Genomic DNA, 19363 nt, shown 5'->3' on the forward strand with positions numbered 1-19363 from the left:
CGTGGCGCTCGGCCTCTATGCCCTCGTCGTCGCCCTCGCCTGCGGTTTCGCCTTCCTGAACGGTTTCCGCGATGTCTCCACCGCCGTCGCGCTTTCGGTACGGACACGCGCGCTGACCGCATCAGTGGCGGTGCTGCTGGCGGCGGTCTTCAACTTCGCCGGAGCCATGCTGAGCGGCGGCTTCGCGCTGGCGTCCAGCCAGGCGCTGTTTTCCCTGCCCGACGGCGTCAGCGGGCTGACGCTGCTGGCCTCCGCCCTCGCGGCGGCCATGCTCTGGGGCATCTATGCGTGGTGGCGCGGCATCCCGCTGTCTTCCACGCACGCCCTGGTGGGCGGCCTTGCCGGAGCGGGCGCGGCGGGCGTGGTGGTGGGCGGCCACGCCGTGGGTGGCGTGGACAACGCGCTGCTGTTCCAGGTGGTGCTGCCGCTGGTGGTCTCCCCCGTAATCGCCTTCGCTGCCGCGTACCTGCTGGTGTGGCCGGTCACCTGGGCGGCGCGCTTCACGCAGCCGGACGTGGTGCACAGCCGCTTCCGCCGGGCCGAGGCCGTGTCCGCGGCGGCCGTCGCGTTCGGCCACGGCCTGCAGGACGGCCAGCGCACCATTTCGGTCCTGCTGCTGGCCGGCGTTGCCGCGGGATTGTCCGACGGCGGCGACTTGCCCTTGTGGCCGGTCCTCCTGACCGCGGTGCTGCTGACGGCCGGCACCCTGTTCGGCGGCTGGCGGATCTCCCATACCCTGGGCCACAAGCTGATCCGCGTGGACCCGTTGCGCGGTTTCGTGGCGCAGAGCCTTAGTTCGCTGATGCTGTTCATCGGCGCCCTCGGCCTGCACCTGCCGCTGTCCACCACGCATACCTTGAGCTCTGCCGTGCTCGGCGCCGGCACCAACCAGAACTTCTCGGTCACCAACCGGCCCATGGTGCTGCGCATGCTGGGCTTCTGGCTGCTGACCCCGGCGGTGACGGCCGCCGTCGCGTTCGTCCTGGAACTGGCATTCTCGCCGCTGGCGAAGCTTTAGCGCGCCAGTTCGGTCTCCGCAGCCACGCCGCCCAGCTTGTGCGGGTTCCGCATGGCGAAGATCCGGGCGATCCGGCCGTCTTCCACCACCACGCTGATGAGCGAGGGCCCGCCCAGTTCGTCGTCGATCCGGATGCCGGGGGCGCCGTTGAGCCAGAGCAGTTCGATCTTCGGGTTGAGGGCCACTTTCGGGAACGGGCGGAGCAGGTTGATGACCTTCTTCGCGCCGTACACGGGCACCCGCACCGCATTCGCGATGCCGCCCCCGTCCGCCACGAGGACGACGTCGGGAGCCAGGACGTCCATGAGTCCCTGCACATCCCCGGTGGTCACCGCTGCCAGGAAGCGTTCGACGACGGCCTGCGCCTCGCTGCGGTCCACCTGCATGCGGGGGCGCCGGGCAGCCACATGCGAGCGGGCGCGGCTGCTGATCTGCCGCACGGCCGCCGTCGACTTGTCCACGGCCTGGGCGATCTCCTGATAGGGCGCGTCGAAGACCTCGCGCAGGACGAAGACCGCCCGCTCCACCGGCGTCAGCGATTCGAGCACGGTGAGCATGGCGATCGAGACGCTTTCGGCCAGCTCGACGTCCTCGGCGACGTCCGGCACGGTGAGCAGCGGTTCGGGCAGCCATTCACCCACATACTCCTCACGGCGCCGGCTCAGCGTCCGCAGGCGGTTGAGGGCCTGGCGGGTGACGATGCGGACGAAGTATGCCCGCGGATCGCGGACCTCCGCCCGGGCCCCGGCTTCCAGTCCGGACCACCGCAGCCAGGCCTCCTGCACCACGTCCTCGGCATCGGCCGCGGAGCCGAGCATCTCGTAGGCCACGGTGAAGAGGAGGCTGCGGTGGGTGACGAAGAGGTCCAGGCTGTCGGTGGTGCCGGGGCTGCTCATGGAGGCCACGCTACCTGCGGCCCGCCGGCTCCGCGAGTGGCTTCAGCCCGCAGGAGTCCGAGAAGCCTTCGGATTCGATCCCGAGCGCCACGTTGCCGCGGGTGGTGAGGTTGGCGTAGCCGATCACGCTGGTGAGTTCCACCATCGCCGCGGGGCCCAGCTGCTCCAGCAGGCGGGCGGCGAGTTCATCGGTGACGGTCACGGGCGTGGTGCTCATGGCCTCGGCGTACTCGAGGACGTCGCGCTCCAGCGGCGTGAAGACCCCGGAGTCCCGCCAGCGCGGAATCTGCTGTGCCTTGTCCAGGTCGAGGCCCCGGTTGTGCGCCATGAAGTAGTTGAAGTCCAGGCACCAGGTGCAGCCGATCAGGGACGCCACCGCCATGTGCGCGTACGACTTCAGGGACTCATCGCAACTGTCCCACTTCTGCAGCTTCTGGCCCATGCCCATGGACGCCTTTAGCACGGCCGGGTTGTGCCACATGACGCCAAGGGATTCCGGCACCTTGCCGAACATCTTCGCGCTGAACTTCTTGATGAGCGTGCCGTAGAGGCCGGTGATTTCTGCGGCGGGGATGCGGGTCATGATTCCTCCTGGGAGTCGGTTTCCTTGCCTTGCAGCATGGAGACACCGCCCGCGCCGGATCTGTGACAGGCTTCCGGAAAAAACCCGGAAAAGATTCGGGAAAAAGTCAGGCGAGGCCCTTGTACCGGCGCTCGGGCCGGCCGATCCCGCCGTAGCGCAGCTGCACCACGGCCCGCCCTTCCTCCACGAGGTATTCGAGGTACCGGCGTGCGCTGACCCGTGAGGTTCCCAGGGCGTCCGCGGCTTCGGTGGCGGACAGGTCCGCGCCCGCGGAATCCCTGGCGGTACGCCGCAGGAGCTCCTCCACCAGGCGCAGGGTTTCGGCGCTGAAACCCTTGGGCAGCGGTTTCGCCGTGCCGCCCAGGCCGAACACGCGGTTCACATCCGCCTGCTCCGCCGTCCCCTTCGCCGAACCCGGCGCCAACGCCCGGTAGCTCTGCCGGTAGTGCTCCAGCCGTTCGTGCAGGTCATCGGCCGAAAACGGCTTCATCAGGTAGTGCACGATTCCCCCGCGCAGCGCCCGGCGCACCGTCTCCACTTCGCGGGCGGCGCTGATCACTAGCACATCGAGTTCCGGCACCACCTCGCGCAGCTGCTGCAGCAGTTCCAGGCCGTTGATGTCCGGCAAATGGATGTCCAGGAGCACCAGGTCCGGCTGCAGGCGCCGCGCCTCGGCCACGGCCTGCGCGCCGGTGTGCGCCGCGCCCACCACTTCGAAACCCGGGAGCTGCCGGACGAAGCCCGAATGCACCTTGGCCACCATGAAGTCGTCGTCGACCACCAGGACCCTGATCATTCCGTTCGGCTCCCCTTCTGCTGATGCTGTTGCTGGACCTGTTGTGGCGCCTTCCCGAGCGTCGCGGTGAAGACCGCTCCGCCGTCGTTATGCACCTCCACGTCGCCGCCGCGCCGCAAGCACACCAACCGGGTGAGCGGCAGGCCGAAGCCGCGCCCGCCGTCGTTCCCGCCCGGCTTGGTGCTGTACCCGCGCCGGAAGATGTCCTCCCGTTGCGAGGGCTCGACGCCGGGACCGGAGTCCCGCACGGTGACCGTCACCTGATGCTCGTCCTCGCTGAGCTTGATGCCCACCGTGCCGCCCGGGGAACCACCGGCGGCGTCCATCGCGTTGTCGACCAGGTTGCCCACCACGGTAGTGAGGTCGCGGGAAAACTCCTCGTCCACCCGGCCCAGGCTGGAGGCGGGATCCAGCTGCAAGGCGACGTTCCGTTCGCCGGCCAGGCTGCTCTTGGCGATCAGCAGGGCCGCGAGGGCGGGGTCGTGGATGCGGGAGGTGATGCCATCGGAAAGCTTGTTGCGGCTCAGGCTGACTCCGTCCACAAAGCTCACCACCTCGTCGAACTCGCCCAGCTGGATGAGCCCGGAAATGGTGTGCAGCTGGTTGGCGAACTCGTGGGTCTGGGCGCGGAGGGTGTCCGTGGTGCTGCGGGTGCGGCCGAGTTCCTTCTCCAAGGAGGACAGCTCGGTGCGGTCTCGCAGGGTGGTCACGGAGCCGATTACCCTGCCGCGGGACATCATGGGCTTGCGGTTGAGCACCACCAGCCGTTCGCCCACCAGGAGCAGCCGGTCCGGCGTGGACTGTTCAGTGGTGAGCTCTTCCCGGAGCTGCCGCTGCACGCCAAGTTCGCCGAGGCTGCGGCCCACGCAGTCTTCCGGAAGGGCAAGGAAGTCCCGGGCGCTTTCATTGGCCAAGGTGATGCGTTCGTGCAGGTCAAGGGCGATCACTCCTTCCTTGACGCCGTGCAGGATCGCCTCGCGGTGCTCCACCAGCCCGGCAATCTCGCCGGGTTCCAGGCCGAAGGTCTGCCGCTTGACGCGGCGGGACAACAGCAGCGAACCCGCCGCGCCCAGCGCGAGGGACACCCCCAGGTACACCAGCAGGTCCGGTACCGTCTCGCCAAAGCGTTCCAGGACTGAGGGATATTCACGCCCGACGGCGACGATGCCCACCGTGGTGCCGGCGTCGTCGAGCACGGGAACGTGGGCCATGAGCGATTGCTTGCCGCCCATGTCCACCGGTCCGGTCCAGGCCCGTCCCTGCAGCACCGTGCTGTCGCCCAATGGAAGCGGCGTGCCGATCACTGCCGGGTCCGTCCCGGACGTGAGGATGGTGCCGTCCTTCTTGGCGAGTACCACAATGCTGGAACCGGATACCGTGCGCGCTGCCTCGGCAACTGAGGGGAGGGCCGCGCCCTGCCGGGGTTGCGCCGTCGGGATGTGGGAACGGACGGTGGGATTGGCCGCAAGCGACTCCGCGGCGGACAGGGCACGCCGGCCCTCCACGCGTTCAAAGGCCTCGGCCGACTGCACCAGGGAAATGGCGATCACGCCCAGCAGGACGGCCAGCACGATCAGCAGCTGCAGGCCAAGGTACTGCCCGGCCAGGGACATGCGGCGGCGCCGGGGCAGCGGCTTGACCGGCTGCGGTTTGCCTGGCTGTTTCAGCGGCACGTCTTCGGGCACGGGGTTCCTTCGGCTGGGATGTCCCCTTCATTATCCGGCCCCGCAACGCCAAGGCACCGTGACCACAATGAACAAAACAATCTTTGAGAACACAAGCGTGACCCGCATCACGTCAAGTCATACGGTGAATTCATTCCCACCCAATGATGAGAAGAGGAACAAAGATGCGTCGGATGAACGCACTGCGCGCCATTGCTGTCGCTGCAGGACTTGTCATCGCAGCCACCGGCTGTGGCGTCACCAGCGGCGGTGGCTCCACCGCCACCAACGGAAGCACCGCGGACGCCGGCCCGCTCACCGGCCTGCGGATCATGGTCCCCAACACTCCCGGCGGCGGCTACGACACCACGGCCCGCACCGCGGCCAAGGTCATGAACAGCACCAAGATCGCCACCAACGTGGAGGTCTTCAACCTTGCCGGCGCCGGCGGAACCGTGGGCCTGGCCCGCCTGGTCAACGAAAAGGGCAACAAGGACCTCATCATGCAGATGGGCCTTGGCGTGGTGGGCGCCAGCTACACCAACAAGTCCCAGGCAAAGCTCACGGGCACCACTCCCATCGCCCGCCTCATCCAGGAGCCGGGCGCCATCATGGTTCCCAAGGATTCGCCCTACAGGACCATCAACGAGCTCGTTGAGGCCTGGAAGAAGGATCCGTCCAAGCTGGCCGTCGGCGGCGGTTCCAGCCCGGGCGGCCCGGACCACCTGCTCCCGATGCAGCTGGCACAAGCGGTCGGCGTCGATCCCAAGAAGGTCAACTTCGTCTCCTTCGACGGCGGCGGCGACCTCCTGCCCGCCATCCTCGGCAACAAGATCGGCTTCGCAGCATCCGGTGCCGGCGAGTACATCCAGCAGATCAAGACCGGTTCTGTCCGCGTCCTCGCGGTAAGCGGCGCCGAGCGCCTCGAGGGCATCGACGCTCCTACTTTCAAGGAATCCGGAATCGACCTTGAGTTCACCAACTGGCGCGGCATCGTGGCCCCTCCGGGCATCAGCGACGCCGACCGCGACCGCCTGGTGGCAGCCCTCACCAAGATGCACGGCACCGATGAGTGGAAGGCCGAGCTGAAGCAGCGGGGCTGGACCGACGCCTTCATCACCGGCGAGGAGTTCGGCACCTTCCTGAAGGAACAGGACACCCGGGTTGCCGATGTCCTCACAAAGCTGGGGCTGGCGTGAGCCAAAAGACCGACGCCGGGACACCGGCAAGCAAAGGCCGCTCCGAGCTGGGCATCGCTGCCCTGCTCGGGGCGGCCGGCGCCGTCGTCCTCATTGACGCATCCCGCATTGCCGCACCGTACTCCCAGACCGACGTCGTCGGCCCCCGCACCATGCCGATCATCATCGGCTGCCTCCTCCTGGTCTCCGCTGCGGCCTTGGCCATCGCCGTTCTGCGCGGCAGCCGAGGCCAGGCCGAAGAAGGCGAGGACGTGGACCTGAGCCACCCCTCCGACTGGAAGACCGTTGTTCCCCTGGTGGGCGCCTTCGTGCTGAACATCCTGCTGATCGACGCCGCAGGCTGGGTGATTTCCGGAACCCTGCTTTTCTGGGGCAGCGTCTGGGCGCTGGGCAGCCGGCACTACATCCGGGACGGGCTGATCTCGCTGGCGCTGGCGCTCGGCACCTTCTACGGCTTCTACTTCGGCCTGGGCATCAAGCTCCCGGCCGGCATCTTGGCAGGAATTCTCTGACATGGACGTTTTCAATCTCCTCATGCAGGGCTTCAGCACCGCGCTGACCCCCATGAACCTGCTCTACGCCTGCCTCGGCGTGCTCCTGGGCACCGCCGTGGGTGTACTGCCCGGCATCGGCCCGGCCATGGCGATTGCCCTGCTGCTGCCGATCACCTCCAACCTGGAACCCACCAGCGCGCTCATCATGTTCGCCGGCATCTACTACGGCGGCATGTACGGCGGTTCCACCACTTCCATCCTGCTTAACACCCCGGGCGAATCCTCCACCGTCATCACGGCGATCGAGGGCCACAAGATGGCCAAGGCCGGCCGCGCCGCACAGGCACTGGCCACTGCCGCCATCGGCTCCTTCGTGGCGGGCACCATCGGCACCGCGCTGTTGGCTACGGTGGCGCCGTTCGTGGTGCAGTTTGCCGTGAGCCTCGGCCCGTCCAGCTACCTGGCCATCATGGTCCTTGGCCTGCTGACGGTTACCGCTGTGCTGGGCGCCTCCAAGATCCGCGGTTTCGCTTCGCTGGGCCTCGGCCTGGCGATCGGCCTGGTCGGAATGGACCCGGTCAGCGGCCAGCAACGGTTGACCTTCGGCATCCCGCTGTTGAGCGACGGCGTGGACATCGTGGTGGTGGCCGTGGCCATCTTTGCCGTGGGCGAGGCACTCTGGATCGCCGCGCACCTGCGCCGCCAGAAGCTGTCCATCATTCCCGTCGGCCAGCCCTGGATGGGCAAGGAAGACTGGAAGCGTTCCTGGAAGCCGTGGCTGCGCGGCACCGCCTTCGGTTTCCCGTTCGGGGCCATGCCCGCAGGCGGCGCCGAGGTGCCCACCTTCCTGTCCTACGTGACGGAGAAGAAGCTCAGCCGGCACCCGGAGGAATTCGGACACGGCGCCATCGAAGGCGTCGCAGGCCCGGAAGCGGCAAACAACGCCTCCGCCGCCGGAACGCTGACCCCGCTGCTTGCCCTCGGCCTGCCCACCAACGCCACCGCCGGCGTGATGCTCGCGGCCCTGATGACCTTCGGCATCCAGCCCGGACCGCTGCTGTTCGAGAATGAACCCGTCCTGGTATGGGGCCTGATTGCCAGCCTGTTCATCGGCAACGCCCTGCTGCTGCTGATCAACCTGCCCATGGCTCCTGTCTGGGCGAAGCTGCTGCGGATCCCCCGGCCGTACCTCTACGCGGGAATCCTGTTCTTCGCCACCCTGGGCGCCTTCGCGGTGAACATGCAGGCTTTCGACCTGATCCTGCTGCTGGTCCTGGGCGCCTTGGGCTTCGCGATGCGCCGCTACGGCCTGCCGGTGCTGCCGCTCATCATCGGCCTCATCCTTGGTCCACGACTGGAAGGCCAGCTCCGCAAGTCCCTGCAGCTCAGCGGCGGCGACGTCTCCGGGCTCTTCAATGAACCCGTAGGCGTGGTGACCTACATCCTGGTGGCCGTGCTGCTGGCCCTGCCGCTCTTCATCCGCCTGTGGCGGAAGTTCGGTCCGCAGAAGCCCGGCGCCATGCACGTGGAGGACCAGATCAACGCCTGAGCGTCCGCATTAAATAACGACGGCGGGCGGCACCCCCAAGGTGCCGCCCGCCGTCGGGCCTTAAACACCGACTGCTGAGTAGGTGCCGTTATCAGGGACCAAAACGGCAGATGCTCAGCAGCCGATGAGACTAGGGCCCACGGCCGCAGGGGTCCCCGGGCGAGCTTGCGAGCCTGGGGTGCGGCTGGGGCTTACCCGAAGCGGCCGGAGACGTAGTCTTCGGTGGCCTTCTGGGACGGGTTGTTGAAGATGGTGCTGGTGTCCGCGAACTCGATCAGCTTGCCCGGCTTGCCGGTGCCGGCGATGTTGAAGAACGCCGTCTTGTCCGAAACCCGGGCGGCCTGCTGCATGTTGTGGGTCACGATCACCACGGTGTACTGGTCCTTGAGCTCGTTGATGAGGTCCTCAACGGCCAGGGTGGAGATGGGGTCCAGCGCGGAGCACGGCTCGTCCATGAGGATGACCTGCGGTTCCACGGCGATGGCGCGGGCGATGCAGAGGCGCTGCTGCTGGCCGCCGGACAGGCCGGAACCCGGCTTGTCGAGGCGGTCCTTCACCTCGTTCCAGAGGTTGGCGCCCTGCAGGGAGCGCTCCACGAGGGTGTCGGCCTCGCCCTTGGAGATCTTCTTGTTGTTCAGCTTCACGCCGGCCAGCACGTTGTCCCGGATGGACATGGTGGGGAACGGGTTGGGCCGCTGGAAGACCATGCCCACCTGGGTGCGCACGGTTACGGGGTCCACGCCGGGGCCGTAGAGGTTGTCGCCGTCGAGCAGCACTTCGCCTTCAACACGGGCGCCCGGGAGGACCTCGTGCATGCGGTTCAGGGTGCGCAGGAAGGTGGACTTGCCGCAACCGGACGGGCCGATGAAGGCGGTGACCGACTTGGCGTCGATGTTGATGTTGACGCCTTCGACGGCCAGGAAATTGCCGTAGTAGACGTTCAGGTCCTTGACGTCGATCCGCTTAGACATGGTATTCCTTCAATGCTGTGGTGGGAAGAATATGGGGGCGCGGCACTAGCGGCCGGCCTTGGGGGCGAAGATCCGTGCGATCAAACGGGCTGCGAGGTTCAGCAGCATCACCAGGATGATCAGCACCAGGGCCGCGCCCCAGGCCCGCTGGTCCGAGGGGGCGGGGTTGGACGGCGAGGTCGGGTTGAGGATCTGGGTGTAGATGAACGTGGGCAGCGAGGCCATCCAGCCGCCGAAGACGTTGTTATTGATGGTGGTGGCGAAGCCGGCGGTGACCAGGATCGGCGCGGTCTCGCCGATCACGCGGGCGATCGCCAGGGTGACGCCGGACGCGATGCCGGAGATCGCCGTCGGGATGACCACCTTCAGGATGGTCCGCCACTTCCGCACGCCCAGCGCGTAGGAGGCCTCGCGCAGTTCGTTCGGGACGATCTTGAGCATTTCCTCGCTGGAGCGGACCACCACCGGGATCATCAGCACGGAAAGCGCGACGGCGGCCACCGCACCGGTCTTGGTGCCCGGGCCGACGACAGCGAAGAAGAACGCCGCGGCGAAGAGGCCGGCCACGATCGACGGGATGCCGGTCATGACGTCCACGAAGAAGGTGATGGCGCGGGCCAGCGGGCGGTCCTCGCCGTATTCCACCAGGTAGATCGCGGTGAGCAGGCCCACCGGCACGGAGATCACGGTGGCCAGCAGGGTGATCTGGACGGTACCGATCAAGGCGTGGTAGACGCCGCCTAGCACGCGGGTGCCTTCTTCGACGCTCTTGTTGTCGAAGGTGCCGGTGACACCGTTCATCGAGGTGCCCAGGAAGCCGGGGGTGATGATGCCGGGGATGCCGTTGACCAGCACGGTCCAGATCACGGAGACCAGCGGCAGCAGTGCCACGAGGAAGGCTCCGACCACCAGGCAGGTGGCCAGCTTGTCCTTGGCCTTGCGGGCGCCTTCAACCATGCCGCTCCAGGCCACCAGGCCCACGGTGAAGAGCAGCGCGGAGACGACGCCCCAGCCGAAGACGTTGAAGCCGACGAGGGCAAGGATGGCGGCGCCGAGAACCAGGGCGACAGCGAGCACCACCCACGGCGCGTACGACGGCAGCTGGCCCTTGGTGAGGGCGGAGCGCTTGCGGGTTACGGGGGCTGTGACAGTCATTTAGTTCGCTCCCGAGAATTCTTTGTGCTTGGTGATGATCCAGCGCGCCACCATGTTCACGGCCAGGGTGATGACGAACAGCACCAGGCCCGCAGCGATCAGGGTGTTGACCTTGAGGCCGCTGGCTTCGGGGAAGTTCAGCGCGATCTCGGCGGCGATGGTCTGGTTGCCGCTCTGGATGAGGCTGGCGGTCAGTACGCCGGAGGAGAGCACCAGGGCCACGGCCATGGTCTCGCCGAGCGCGCGGCCCAGGCCCAGCATGACGGCGCTGATGATGCCGGGGCGGCCGAAGGGCAGCACGGCCATCTTGATCATTTCCCAGCGCGTGGCTCCCAGGGCAAGCGCGGCTTCCTCATGCAGCTTGGGGGTCTGCAGGAAGATTTCGCGGCTCAGGGAGGTGATGATGGGCAGCACCATGACGGACAGCACGATGCCGGCGGTCAGGATGGTCTTGCCGGTGGCGGAGGCGGGGCCCTGGAAGATCGGCAGCCAGCCCATGTTGTCCGCCAGCCAGTCGTAGGCCGGGGCGATTTCCTTTGCCAGGAACGCCGCGCCCCAGGCGCCGTACACCACGGAAGGGATGGCGGCGAGGAGGTCGATCACGTAGCCCAGGCCGGAGGCGAGCCGGCGCGGAGCGTAGTGCGAGATGAACAGGGCCACGCCAATGGCCACGGGGGTGGCGATCACGAGGGCGATCAGGGCAGCGATCAGGGTGCCCAGGACGATCGGCCAGATGTAGGCGAAGAAGCCCTGGCCGCCCTGGATGTCGGCGGCCGGGGCCACGAAGGCCGGGATGGCCTGGACAACCAGGAAGAGTGCGACGCCGAACAGGACGGCGAGGATGAGGCATCCCGCGGTCAGTGCGGCTCCGGAGAAGACCTTGTCCCCGGCGCGCCCGGCGCCTTGGGAAGTGGTCAGGGAGTTGGTGGTCACGTCTACCTTCAACATCGGTACGGAAAATGGCCAAGTTCCCTGCCCCGCCCCGGGCTTGTGGCCCTTTCAAACGGCGGGACAGGGAACTTCGGTGTTCCCTGGCTGCCGGCGCCGTGGCGCCGGCAGCCCCAGGGGTCCTTAGGACTTGGCCTTGATGGACTCGATGGCAGCCTTGGCCTTGTCCTGCAGCGCCTTGGAGAGCGGGGCGGACTTGGCGGCGTCGGCAGCGGTCTTCTGGCCCTCTTCGGACACGACGTAGTTCTCGAAGGCCTTGACGAGGTCGGCGGTTTCCTTCTTGTCGTAGGTGGTGCAGACGACGTGGTAGGAAACGAGGACCACCGGGTAAGCGCCGGCTTCAGTGGTCTTGCGGTCCAGCTTGAGTGCGAAGTCGTTGGCAGCGCGGCCTTCGACCGGCTTGCTGACCTCGACGGCCTTGGCAGCGGCCTCCGGGGAAATCTTCACGAACTCGTTGCCGACCTTGACCTGGGCAACGCCGAGCTTGCCGGAAACGGCGGAGTCGTCAGCGTAGGTCACGGCGCCGGGGGTGTCGGTGACGGTCTTGACGACGCCGGAAGTGCCCTTGGCGTTTTCGCCCTTCAGGGATGCCGGCCACACGCCGTCGGCCTCGTCGGTCCAGACGTCGGCAGCGGTGGCGGCCAGGTACTCAGTGAAGTTCTTGGTGGTACCGGAGTCATCGGAGCGGTTGACCGGGGTGACCTTGAGGTCCGGGAGCTTGACGTCCGGGTTCAGGGCGGCGATTGCGGGGTCGTTCCACTTGGCGATCTGGCCGCGGAAGATCTTGGCGATCGTGGCGGAATCCAGCTTCAGCTCGGTGATGTCGGGCAGGTTGAAGGCCACGGCGATCGGGGAGATGTAGACCGGGATGTTGATGGCGCCGTCAGGACCGCACACCTTCTTGGAGTCGGCGAGCTCCGCGTCCTTCAGGTAGGCGTCGGAGCCGGCGAACTGGGCCGAGCCGTCGATGATGGCCTTGCGGCCCGCGCCGGAGCCGTCCGGGGAGTACTGCACGGTGGCGCCGCTGTTGGCGGCGGCGAAGCCGGACTTCCAGGCGTCCATGGCCGCGCCCTGCGCGGAGGAGCCGATGCCGGTAAGGGTGCCGGTGACCTTGGCGCCGCCGGCGGACGGGGCGGCGGTGTTGGTGCCGGCCGGGTTGTCAGAACCGCAAGCGGTGAGCGCCAGGGCGCCGGCTGCGATGACCGCGAGTGCCGCGTTGCGGCCGAAGCGAGTTGCCTTCACTTTGATGTACCCCTTCCAGGGATTCTCAGATGCGTGCCGAGGAGATTTTCGGCCGTTGGGAGATTCGTACTCGTTTTGTACCTTGATCGACGGTAAGAGCCTCAAGTAAAGGGATCGGCCGTTAAAGGTGAACGGAAGGTGAACGGAAGCAGGCCATTCGTTGACAAATCCAGCGCCGCCCTTGCGCCCGGATGCCTGCATAGACTTGAGGCATGGATGCCCGGCCCGGACTCTCAGCCACCTCGAAATTCCTTCGGGGCAGGCTGCGCACCGGAATGGCCCGCACCCGGAAATCGGTGGTCCCGGCCGTCCAGATGACCATCTGCGCCGTGGGCGCCTACGCCTTCGCCGAGCACATCCTCGGCCACACCGGCCCGCTTTTCGCCGCCACGTCGTCGCTGATCGCGCTGGGTTTCTCCCGCGACCCGCGGCTTCGCCGGGTCATGGAGGTGGGCCTCGGCTGCACCCTGGGCATCGTGGTGGGCGATCTGCTGGTGCACTGGCTCGGCTCCGGGGTGTGGCAGGCCGCCGTCGTCCTCCTCTTCTCGATCCTGCTGGCCCGCTTCCTGGACAGCGGCACTATCTTCACCACCCAGCTGGGCCTGCAGTCGCTGCTGGTGGTCCTGCTCCCGGCCCCGCCGGGAGGGCCGTTCACCCGCAGCCTGGATGCCGTCGTCGGGGGCGTCTTCGCGCTGCTGGTCACCGTGCTGATGCCGAAGGATCCGCGGCTTGAGCCGCGGCAGGACGTGCGGAAACTGCTCCATGAGCTGGCGGAGGTGTTGCGCGAATGCGCGGACGCCATGATCGACAGCGATTCCACGCTCGCCTGGCACGCGCTGGTCCGCGGCCGCAACTGCCAACCGCTGGTGGACCGGATGCGCCAGTCGCTGCTGGCCGCGGGCGAGGTGGCCACCCTGGCCCCCGCCTACCGCAAGCACCGCGACGAGTTGAACGCGATGGAGACCTCGCTGGATTCCATCGACCTCGCCTTGCGCAACAGCCGCGTTTTCGCGCGCCGGCTCACCAGTGCCATCAACCACGCCGCGCTTTCGGACGAGGCGATCGACAGCATTTCGGAGGTGCTCCGGGACACCGCGTCCGCGGTCGACGAACTCTCGCTGGGCCTTGCGGAAGTGCACGACGGCGCCCGCCGCACCCACCTGCGCGTCGCCCGGCAGGACCTTTCCGACGTGGCCGCCCGCCTGCACCCGAAGATGCTCAATGTGCAGAAGCTTGAGGGCGAAACGGTGGTGATGCTGTTCCGGCCGCTCATGGTGGACCTCCTGGAGGCCGCCGGCATGGAACCCGGAGAAGCCCGGGACGCCCTGCCGCCCTTGTAACGGCTTTACTGTCATGGCCCTCAACTAGCCTTGTACGCATGGCTACCAAGACTTCCCGCGCCTCCAAGGCTCCCGCGTTCAAATGCGCCGAATGCGGCTGGACCACCGTCAAGTGGGTGGGCCGCTGCGGCGAGTGCCAGGCGTGGGGAACCGTTGAGGAGGCCGGCGCCACCGTAGCGCGTACGACGGCGGCCGCCACCGTTCTGGAGCCGGCGCGCCGGATTGCCGAGGTGGACGGGACGACGGCGGCGTTCCTGCCTACCGGCGTCGACGAACTGGACCGGGTGCTCGGCGGAGGCCTGGTTCCCGGTGCGGTGATCCTCCTGGCCGGGGAGCCCGGCGTCGGGAAATCCACCCTGCTGCTGGATGTCGCGGCGAAATTCGCGCGCACGGGGCAGGACGTCCTGTACGTCACGGGCGAGGAATCCGCCGCCCAGGTGAAGCTGCGTGCCGAACGGATCAGCGCCATCGCGGACACGTTGTACCTGTCGGCCGAAACGGACCTCGGCCAGGCCCTGGGGCAGGTGGAAAAGCTCGAACCCAAACTGCTGATCGTGGACTCCGTGCAGACGCTCAGCAGCGCCGAGGTGGAAGGCAGCGCCGGGGGTGTCTCGCAGGTCCGCGAGGTCGCCGCGTCCATCATCGCCGCCGCCAAGCGCCGCAACATGACCACGCTCCTCGTGGGCCACGTAACCAAGGACGGTTCCATCGCGGGCCCGCGGCTGTTGGAACACCTGGTGGATGTGGTGTGCCAGTTCGAAGGCGAGCGCCATTCCCGCCTGCGCCTGCTGCGTGCCGTCAAGAACCGCTACGGCGCCACGGATGACGTCGGCTGCTTCGACCTCAACGAGGCCGGCATCGAAGGCCTTGCCGATCCCAGCGGGCTCTTCGTCTCCCGCACCCGCGAGCCCGTCTCGGGAACGTGCATCACCGTCACCATGGAGGGCCGGCGGCCGTTGCTGGCCGAGGTGCAGTCGCTCCTGGCCGAAAGCGCCAATTCCCAGCCGCGGCGTGCCACCAGCGGCCTGGACAGCTCCCGGGTTTCGATGCTCCTGGCTGTGCTGCAGCAGCGGGCGGGTTGCATCCTGCACAAGGACGATTCCTACGTGGCCACCGTGGGCGGCGTGAAGCTCAGCGAACCGGCCACGGACCTCGCCGTCGCACTGGCCGTGGCCTCGGCCAAGTCCCGGAAGGCCCTGCCACAGCGGCTCATCGCCTTCGGCGAGGTGGGCCTGGCCGGCGAAGTGCGCCCCGTTCCCGGCATCAACCAGCGCATCCACGAAGCCCAGCGCCTTGGCTTCACGCACGCCGTGGTCCCGGCCAGCCCCAACGGGCCCGGACCGGTCCCGGAAGGCTTCTCCGTGCGGGAGGTGGCCCATGTGGCCGAGGCCTTGGAGCTGCTGATCGGCTGAGACCGGTGCGAGAGGGCGCCGGGGTGTCGCCCGGCGGCGGCAAGCCCGGTAGGCGAGAGTAAGGGCATGACCAAAAGAACAGTGCTTATTGGGGGACGCTTCTTCTTCGGCCTGCTGACGCTGGTGGCTGTTGGAACGCAGCTGGGCGTGCACATCAGCTTGAGTTACGACGTCGGGAACTTCTTCAGCTACTTCACCAACCTGTCCAACCTCTTCGCCGCCGTCGTGCTGCTGGTCAGCGGCTACCGCCTGCTCATCCGCAAACAGCCCACCGAGCTGGATGAAACCGCCCGCGGAACGGCCACCATCGCCATGGCCATCGTGGGCATCGTCTTCGGTGCCCTGCTCACCGGCCAGGACCTCGGCTCGATGGTTCCGTGGGTGAACTTCGTGGTGCACTACCTGATCCCCGTGGTGATGGTGGCGGACTGGCTCTTCCAGCCCCCGCGCACCACCATGACCGTCCGGCACCTTTGGTACTGGCTGGTGTACCCGATCGCCTACCTCGCCTACAGCCTCATCCGCGGCGCGATCGTGGACTGGTACCCGTACTGGTTCATTGACCCCGCGCGTGCCGGAGGCTGGGGCGGCGTGGCGCTCTTCGCCGTCGGGATTGCCGCCGGCTTCCTGCTGGTCAGCTTCGCGATGCTCCGCCTCGGCAACAAACTCAAGCGCCAGGCGGACTACTAGGAACAGATCCCCCTGCACCACCAAAACGGCTCCCCGCGGCAGGTCCCGGGGAGCCGTTTGCGCACCCATCCGGGCCAAGGAGAAATGAGCCACTTTGAGGCTTGCCTGTGCGGTTAATGGTCCTGCGAGGATCTATCATGGTGCTTGCCACTGCCGGGGCACTTTGCTGAACACTTTCCTGAACACCGCCGGCATTGATGCCGGCCCGGTCGCGGGCCCTTTGCCCACCTTCGAAGGGAAGACGCATGGCCCGCAGTCCCGAGGAATCGCTCAAGGCGACCCTGGCGAGAGTTGCCCCCGGCACCGCATTGCGGGACGGCCTTGAGCGGATCCTGCGCGGACGCACCGGTGCCCTGATCGTCCTCGGCTCGGACCGCACCATCGATTCCATCTGTTCGGGCGGCTTCGAAATCGGCATCGAATTCTCCCCCACCCGGCTCCGCGAACTGGCCAAGATGGACGGCGCGATCGTCTGCGACAAGGACGCCAGCAACATCGTCCGCGCGGCCGTGCAACTGGTCCCCGATTCCAGCATCGAAACCCAGGAATCCGGCACCCGCCACCGCACCGCCGAGCGCGTCGCCATCCAGACCGGCGTTCCGGTCATCTCGGTCAGCCAGTCCATGCAGATCATCGCCCTCTATGTGAACGGCCTGCGGCATGTGCTCGAAGGCTCGGAAAAGGTGCTGGCCCGCGCCAACCAGGCCCTCGCCACGCTCGAGCGCTACAGCGCGCGCCTGGACCAGGTCACCAGCTCGCTTTCGGCACTGGAAATCGAGGCGATGGTCACCGTGCGGGACGTCGCCGTCACCCTGCAGCGCCAGGAAATGGTCCGCCGCATTGCCGAGGAAATCGCCCAGTACGTGCTCGAACTCGGTGAGGACGGCCGCCTGTTGTCGCTGCAGCTCGAAGAGCTCACCATGGGCCGCGGCCCCGGCAGCGACGTCATCATCCGCGACTACGCGGGCGCCAACGCCTCGCCCGAGGACATCGACGCCGCCGTCCAGGCGCTCATGGACCTCGGCCCCACTGAGCTGATCGATCTCAGCCGGATTGCGGGGATCATCGGCCATGCGGGCGGCATGGACGTGCTCGACGCCGGCGTGCAGCCGCGCGGTTACCGTCTGCTGGCGGGGCTCAAGTCAGTCCCCAAGGCCGTGGCGGACCGCTTGGTGGATCATTTCGACGGCTTGCAGAACCTGATGGCCGCCACCATCGAAGACCTCATGACGGTCGATGGCATCGGCGACCAGCGTGCCCGTGTTGTCCGCGAAGGCCTCAGCCGCATGGCCGAAGCCAGCCTCCTGGACCGCTTCCTGTAGAGCCAGTCCTGTCGCAGGATCCGCTCAGCGGAGCTGGAAGACCGCCTTCGGGCTGACCTTGTTGCCCAACGACGCCGTAAAGACGTACGTACCGTTGCCGGGTTTCGCGTTCACCACATTGCAGCCTTCCACGGTCCTGTTGCGCTGCCACACGAAGTTGGCGGTTTCGCTCTTGCCCGGCGCGATGGTCTTCACCAAATCCTCGCTCTTGGCCTGGCAGTCCCGCGAGGAGAAGATCCGGTCCGGGCCGCTCATCACCAGGAATTCCATCTGCGAAGTGCCCACGTTGACCTGGCACGGCGTGGTTCCGCCGTTGCTGACCTTCAAACCGAGGACGGGGTTCTGGCCGGCGGCGTAGGAGGGCTTGTCCGTGCTGGCGGTGACGGTCACCAGGTTCAGGTCGCACACGGGAGACGCCTTGGTCGAGGGGCTTGCTGTGCCCGAGGCCCCCGGCGCGGGGGTTTGGCCCCCCTGCGGTTGCTGGGTGTTGGCAGGCTGTGCCGCCGGTTCCGCCGCGCCGGAAAACGACGAGACGATCGCCACGACTCCGGCCGCCATGAGTCCCAGCACCAGCAGCAACGCGACAGAAACAACCAGCCGGCGACGGCGGTAGACGGCGGGGCTGGGCTTGCGGCGGCCAGTGCGTGTGGAGCTGGAGCGCGGGGTACTTGGGCGTGGGGCGGACGGGCGCGGCTTCGCACCACTCTTGGGGCGACCCGCGGCCGTGGTCCGGGCGCCCGTGCCTGACGTGCGCGTTCCGCGCGCGTTCGACTGACTGCCCTTGGTGACCATATGACTAGGCTAGGCAACACCCGCCCCGGATGCCGCCTCACCACGCCGCCTGGGCCACGCCCGCAGGTATGAGCTCGCTCATGCGCGACGCCGCCAACAGCCCGCACGGCCCCGGTCGTTCGTCCTGCAGATCAGGTGGCTTTGCGGGCCTCAAACCCGCGTGATCTGCAGGATCAATCGCGGACTGGCTGCTTGCCCTGTGGATAACCCCACAAGGCACGCGAGTTTCCGTGAAGCTTGTGATGTGAACAAGGCCAGACCGTTGCCGCCCCATCTTGCTGCGGTTTCTTTCACGCTCCAAGAGGGCCTCGCTGCAGGGCAGTCCCGTAGCAGGCTCAAGGCCAAAGACCTTCGGAGCCCGAGCCGCGGCATCAGGGTGCCGGTCGGCGTCGCGCAAACCCTGGCCGAACGGGTGCGCCCATACCTGCTCCCGGAGGCAGGACTGTTCGCCAGCGATACCACCGCGGCCAGGCTCTTGGGAGTGCCTCTGCCTGCGGACTTGGAAGACGAAGCACGGCTGCACCTGAGTTCCCGCTCGGCTACGGCGCCGAGGCGAAAGCACGTTGTGGGGCACAGCAGGGTCCTTCGGGCCGATGAGGTGACGTGGCTGAACGGGATTCCCCTGACATCCCCGGCCAAGACCTGGCTGGACCTGGCAGCGGTCTTCGGCCTGGAAGACCTTGTTGTCGCCGGCGATTTCCTGGTCTGCACCCATGCGGAGCGCGGCTTCGGCAAAGCGGGACCGCCACTGGTTTCCCTGGAGGAGTTGGCGGCCTATCTTTCCCGGGCGCGGCGCGTTCCCGGGCTTTCGATGGCGCGCAAGGCCCTTCCTTTGCTACGGGTAGGCGCTGACTCTCCGCAGGAAACCCGGCTCCGGCTTATGTTGCAGGCCGCACCGCAGTTGCCGCCGTTCCGGGTGGATTATCCCGTGTCTCAGGATGATCACAGCTTTCCACGATGGGTGGACCTCGCCTGCCCGGAATTCCGGACGTGCGTTGAATACGAGGGCGCCCACCACCTCACGCCTGCCCGGCAGGTGGCCGACAAAGGCCGGGACACTTTCATGCTCGACTGCGGCTGGAACCAGGTAAAGATCTACGCGCGGGACATGGAGCTGGGCGCCGAATGGGTGGTTCCCCAAGTCGAAGCCGCGCTGCGGCGGGGAGGCTGGCAGGCGCCGTCGTGATCAATCCTGCAGATCAGGCGGCTTTGCGGCCCTCAAACCCGCCTGATCTGCAGGACAAACACGGCCTCCAATCGTCTCAGCTACAGTGGAGGGCAGGAAACCGGCG

Annotated in this window: 18 protein-coding genes; 9 read left to right on the forward strand and 9 right to left on the reverse strand. The window is 67.3% G+C overall.

Annotation, left to right across the window (positions count from 1 at the left end; genetic code table 11):
• Position 1: 1 nt before the first annotated feature.
• Positions 2–1018 carry an inorganic phosphate transporter gene (locus tag BIU82_RS04200; RefSeq protein ID WP_070348213.1) on the forward strand — a complete coding sequence of 339 codons (1017 nt, stop codon included), beginning with the start codon at positions 2–4 and terminating at the stop codon, positions 1016–1018.
• On the opposite strand, the gene BIU82_RS04205 is transcribed toward BIU82_RS04200, so the two are convergent.
• From BIU82_RS04205 to BIU82_RS04220, 4 genes are all read right to left on the reverse strand, one after another.
• Positions 1015–1914, reverse strand: a complete 900-nt coding sequence (locus BIU82_RS04205; RefSeq protein ID WP_070348253.1) for an RNA polymerase sigma-70 factor — start codon at positions 1912–1914, stop codon at positions 1015–1017. The two genes, BIU82_RS04200 and BIU82_RS04205, sit on opposite strands and share 4 nt — an antisense overlap.
• A 10-nt stretch (positions 1915–1924) precedes the next feature.
• A complete protein-coding gene (locus tag BIU82_RS04210) occupies positions 1925–2497 on the reverse strand; it encodes a carboxymuconolactone decarboxylase family protein (protein ID WP_070348214.1) in 573 nt (190 codons plus the stop codon).
• 106 nt (positions 2498–2603) lie between these two features.
• Entirely contained in the window at positions 2604–3293 is a 690-nt protein-coding gene (locus BIU82_RS04215; RefSeq protein ID WP_070348215.1) for a response regulator, read from the reverse strand.
• Complete coding sequence (locus tag BIU82_RS04220; RefSeq protein ID WP_070348254.1) at positions 3290–4906, reverse strand: sensor histidine kinase; 1617 nt, start codon at positions 4904–4906, stop codon at positions 3290–3292. Before BIU82_RS04220 ends, BIU82_RS04215 begins: the two co-directional genes overlap by 4 nt.
• Before the next feature lie 236 nt (positions 4907–5142).
• On the opposite strand from BIU82_RS04220, the gene BIU82_RS04225 reads away from it, so the two are divergent.
• Genes BIU82_RS04225 through BIU82_RS04235 form a run of 3 tightly spaced genes read left to right on the forward strand, consistent with a single transcriptional unit; the run spans position 5143 to position 8199 of the window.
• Complete coding sequence (locus tag BIU82_RS04225) at positions 5143–6156, forward strand: tripartite tricarboxylate transporter substrate binding protein (RefSeq protein WP_070348216.1); 1014 nt, start codon at positions 5143–5145, stop codon at positions 6154–6156.
• On the forward strand, positions 6153–6668 hold the full coding sequence (locus BIU82_RS04230; protein ID WP_070348217.1) for a tripartite tricarboxylate transporter TctB family protein: 516 nt from the start codon (positions 6153–6155) through the stop codon (positions 6666–6668). The genes BIU82_RS04225 and BIU82_RS04230 overlap by 4 nt, the downstream gene beginning before the upstream one ends.
• A 1-nt stretch (position 6669) precedes the next feature.
• The gene (locus tag BIU82_RS04235; RefSeq protein WP_083292187.1) at positions 6670–8199 is read left to right on the forward strand and encodes a tripartite tricarboxylate transporter permease; all 1530 of its coding nucleotides are present in this window, start codon (positions 6670–6672) and stop codon (positions 8197–8199) included.
• Between the two features lie 191 nt (positions 8200–8390).
• Here BIU82_RS04235 and pstB read toward each other — a convergent pair whose 3' ends face one another.
• The 4 genes from pstB to pstS form a co-directional block, all read right to left on the reverse strand.
• A complete protein-coding gene (pstB, locus tag BIU82_RS04240; protein ID WP_070348218.1) occupies positions 8391–9170 on the reverse strand; it encodes a phosphate ABC transporter ATP-binding protein PstB in 780 nt (259 codons plus the stop codon).
• A 45-nt stretch (positions 9171–9215) separates the two neighbouring features.
• The gene (gene pstA / locus BIU82_RS04245) at positions 9216–10325 is read right to left on the reverse strand and encodes a phosphate ABC transporter permease PstA (protein ID WP_070348219.1); all 1110 of its coding nucleotides are present in this window, start codon (positions 10323–10325) and stop codon (positions 9216–9218) included.
• Positions 10326–11258, reverse strand: coding sequence for a phosphate ABC transporter permease subunit PstC (gene pstC / locus BIU82_RS04250; RefSeq protein ID WP_070348255.1), 933 nt, complete (start codon positions 11256–11258; stop codon positions 10326–10328).
• A 138-nt stretch (positions 11259–11396) separates the two neighbouring features.
• Positions 11397–12515 (reverse strand): phosphate ABC transporter substrate-binding protein PstS, encoded by a 1119-nt coding sequence (pstS, locus tag BIU82_RS04255; RefSeq protein WP_070348220.1) that lies wholly within the window; start codon positions 12513–12515, stop codon positions 11397–11399.
• 212 nt (positions 12516–12727) lie between these two features.
• Here pstS and BIU82_RS04260 point away from each other — a divergent pair, with 212 nt between their 5' ends.
• The 4 genes from BIU82_RS04260 (at position 12728) to disA (ending at position 17279) form a co-directional block, all read left to right on the forward strand.
• Positions 12728–13855 carry an FUSC family protein gene (locus BIU82_RS04260; protein ID WP_070348221.1) on the forward strand — a complete coding sequence of 376 codons (1128 nt, stop codon included), beginning with the start codon at positions 12728–12730 and terminating at the stop codon, positions 13853–13855.
• Positions 13856–13893: 38 nt separating this feature from the next.
• Complete coding sequence (radA, locus tag BIU82_RS04265; RefSeq protein WP_070348222.1) at positions 13894–15267, forward strand: DNA repair protein RadA; 1374 nt, start codon at positions 13894–13896, stop codon at positions 15265–15267.
• A gap of 66 nt (positions 15268–15333) precedes the next feature.
• Positions 15334–15957, forward strand: a complete 624-nt coding sequence (locus BIU82_RS04270; protein ID WP_070348223.1) for a Pr6Pr family membrane protein — start codon at positions 15334–15336, stop codon at positions 15955–15957.
• Positions 15958–16202: 245 nt separating this feature from the next.
• Positions 16203–17279 (forward strand): DNA integrity scanning diadenylate cyclase DisA, encoded by a 1077-nt coding sequence (gene disA / locus BIU82_RS04275; RefSeq protein ID WP_070348224.1) that lies wholly within the window; start codon positions 16203–16205, stop codon positions 17277–17279.
• Between the two features lie 24 nt (positions 17280–17303).
• Here the strand turns inward: disA and BIU82_RS04280 are convergent, their stop codons facing one another.
• A complete protein-coding gene (locus BIU82_RS04280) occupies positions 17304–18071 on the reverse strand; it encodes a hypothetical protein (RefSeq protein WP_074466407.1) in 768 nt (255 codons plus the stop codon).
• A gap of 244 nt (positions 18072–18315) precedes the next feature.
• On the opposite strand from BIU82_RS04280, the gene BIU82_RS19490 reads away from it, so the two are divergent.
• Positions 18316–19257 carry a hypothetical protein gene (locus BIU82_RS19490; RefSeq protein ID WP_070348225.1) on the forward strand — a complete coding sequence of 314 codons (942 nt, stop codon included), beginning with the start codon at positions 18316–18318 and terminating at the stop codon, positions 19255–19257.
• Positions 19258–19363: the final 106 nt, after the last annotated feature.

It is taken from the genome of Arthrobacter sp. SW1, from assembly GCF_001766675.1.
Taxonomy (GTDB): Bacteria; Actinomycetota; Actinomycetes; order Actinomycetales; family Micrococcaceae; genus Arthrobacter.

Bases quoted from the DNA above. Each gene is read 5' to 3' on its own strand.
- BIU82_RS04205 (WP_070348253.1), bottom strand. From the start codon at position 1,914: ATGAGCAGCCCCGGCACCACCGACAGCCTGGACCTCTTCGTCACCCAC.
- BIU82_RS04210 (WP_070348214.1), bottom strand. From the start codon at position 2,497: ATGACCCGCATCCCCGCCGCAGAAATCACCGGCCTCTACGGCACGCTC.
- BIU82_RS04215 (WP_070348215.1), bottom strand. From the start codon at position 3,293: ATGATCAGGGTCCTGGTGGTCGACGACGACTTCATGGTGGCCAAGGTG.
- BIU82_RS04220 (WP_070348254.1), bottom strand. From the start codon at position 4,906: ATGTCCCTGGCCGGGCAGTACCTTGGCCTGCAGCTGCTGATCGTGCTG.
- BIU82_RS04225 (WP_070348216.1), top strand. From the start codon at position 5,143: ATGCGTCGGATGAACGCACTGCGCGCCATTGCTGTCGCTGCAGGACTT.
- BIU82_RS04235 (WP_083292187.1), top strand. From the start codon at position 6,670: ATGGACGTTTTCAATCTCCTCATGCAGGGCTTCAGCACCGCGCTGACC.
- pstB (WP_070348218.1), bottom strand. From the start codon at position 9,170: ATGTCTAAGCGGATCGACGTCAAGGACCTGAACGTCTACTACGGCAAT.
- pstA (WP_070348219.1), bottom strand. From the start codon at position 10,325: ATGACTGTCACAGCCCCCGTAACCCGCAAGCGCTCCGCCCTCACCAAG.
- BIU82_RS04260 (WP_070348221.1), top strand. From the start codon at position 12,728: ATGGATGCCCGGCCCGGACTCTCAGCCACCTCGAAATTCCTTCGGGGC.
- radA (WP_070348222.1), top strand. From the start codon at position 13,894: ATGGCTACCAAGACTTCCCGCGCCTCCAAGGCTCCCGCGTTCAAATGC.
- BIU82_RS04270 (WP_070348223.1), top strand. From the start codon at position 15,334: ATGACCAAAAGAACAGTGCTTATTGGGGGACGCTTCTTCTTCGGCCTG.
- disA (WP_070348224.1), top strand. From the start codon at position 16,203: ATGGCCCGCAGTCCCGAGGAATCGCTCAAGGCGACCCTGGCGAGAGTT.
- BIU82_RS04280 (WP_074466407.1), bottom strand. From the start codon at position 18,071: ATGGTCACCAAGGGCAGTCAGTCGAACGCGCGCGGAACGCGCACGTCA.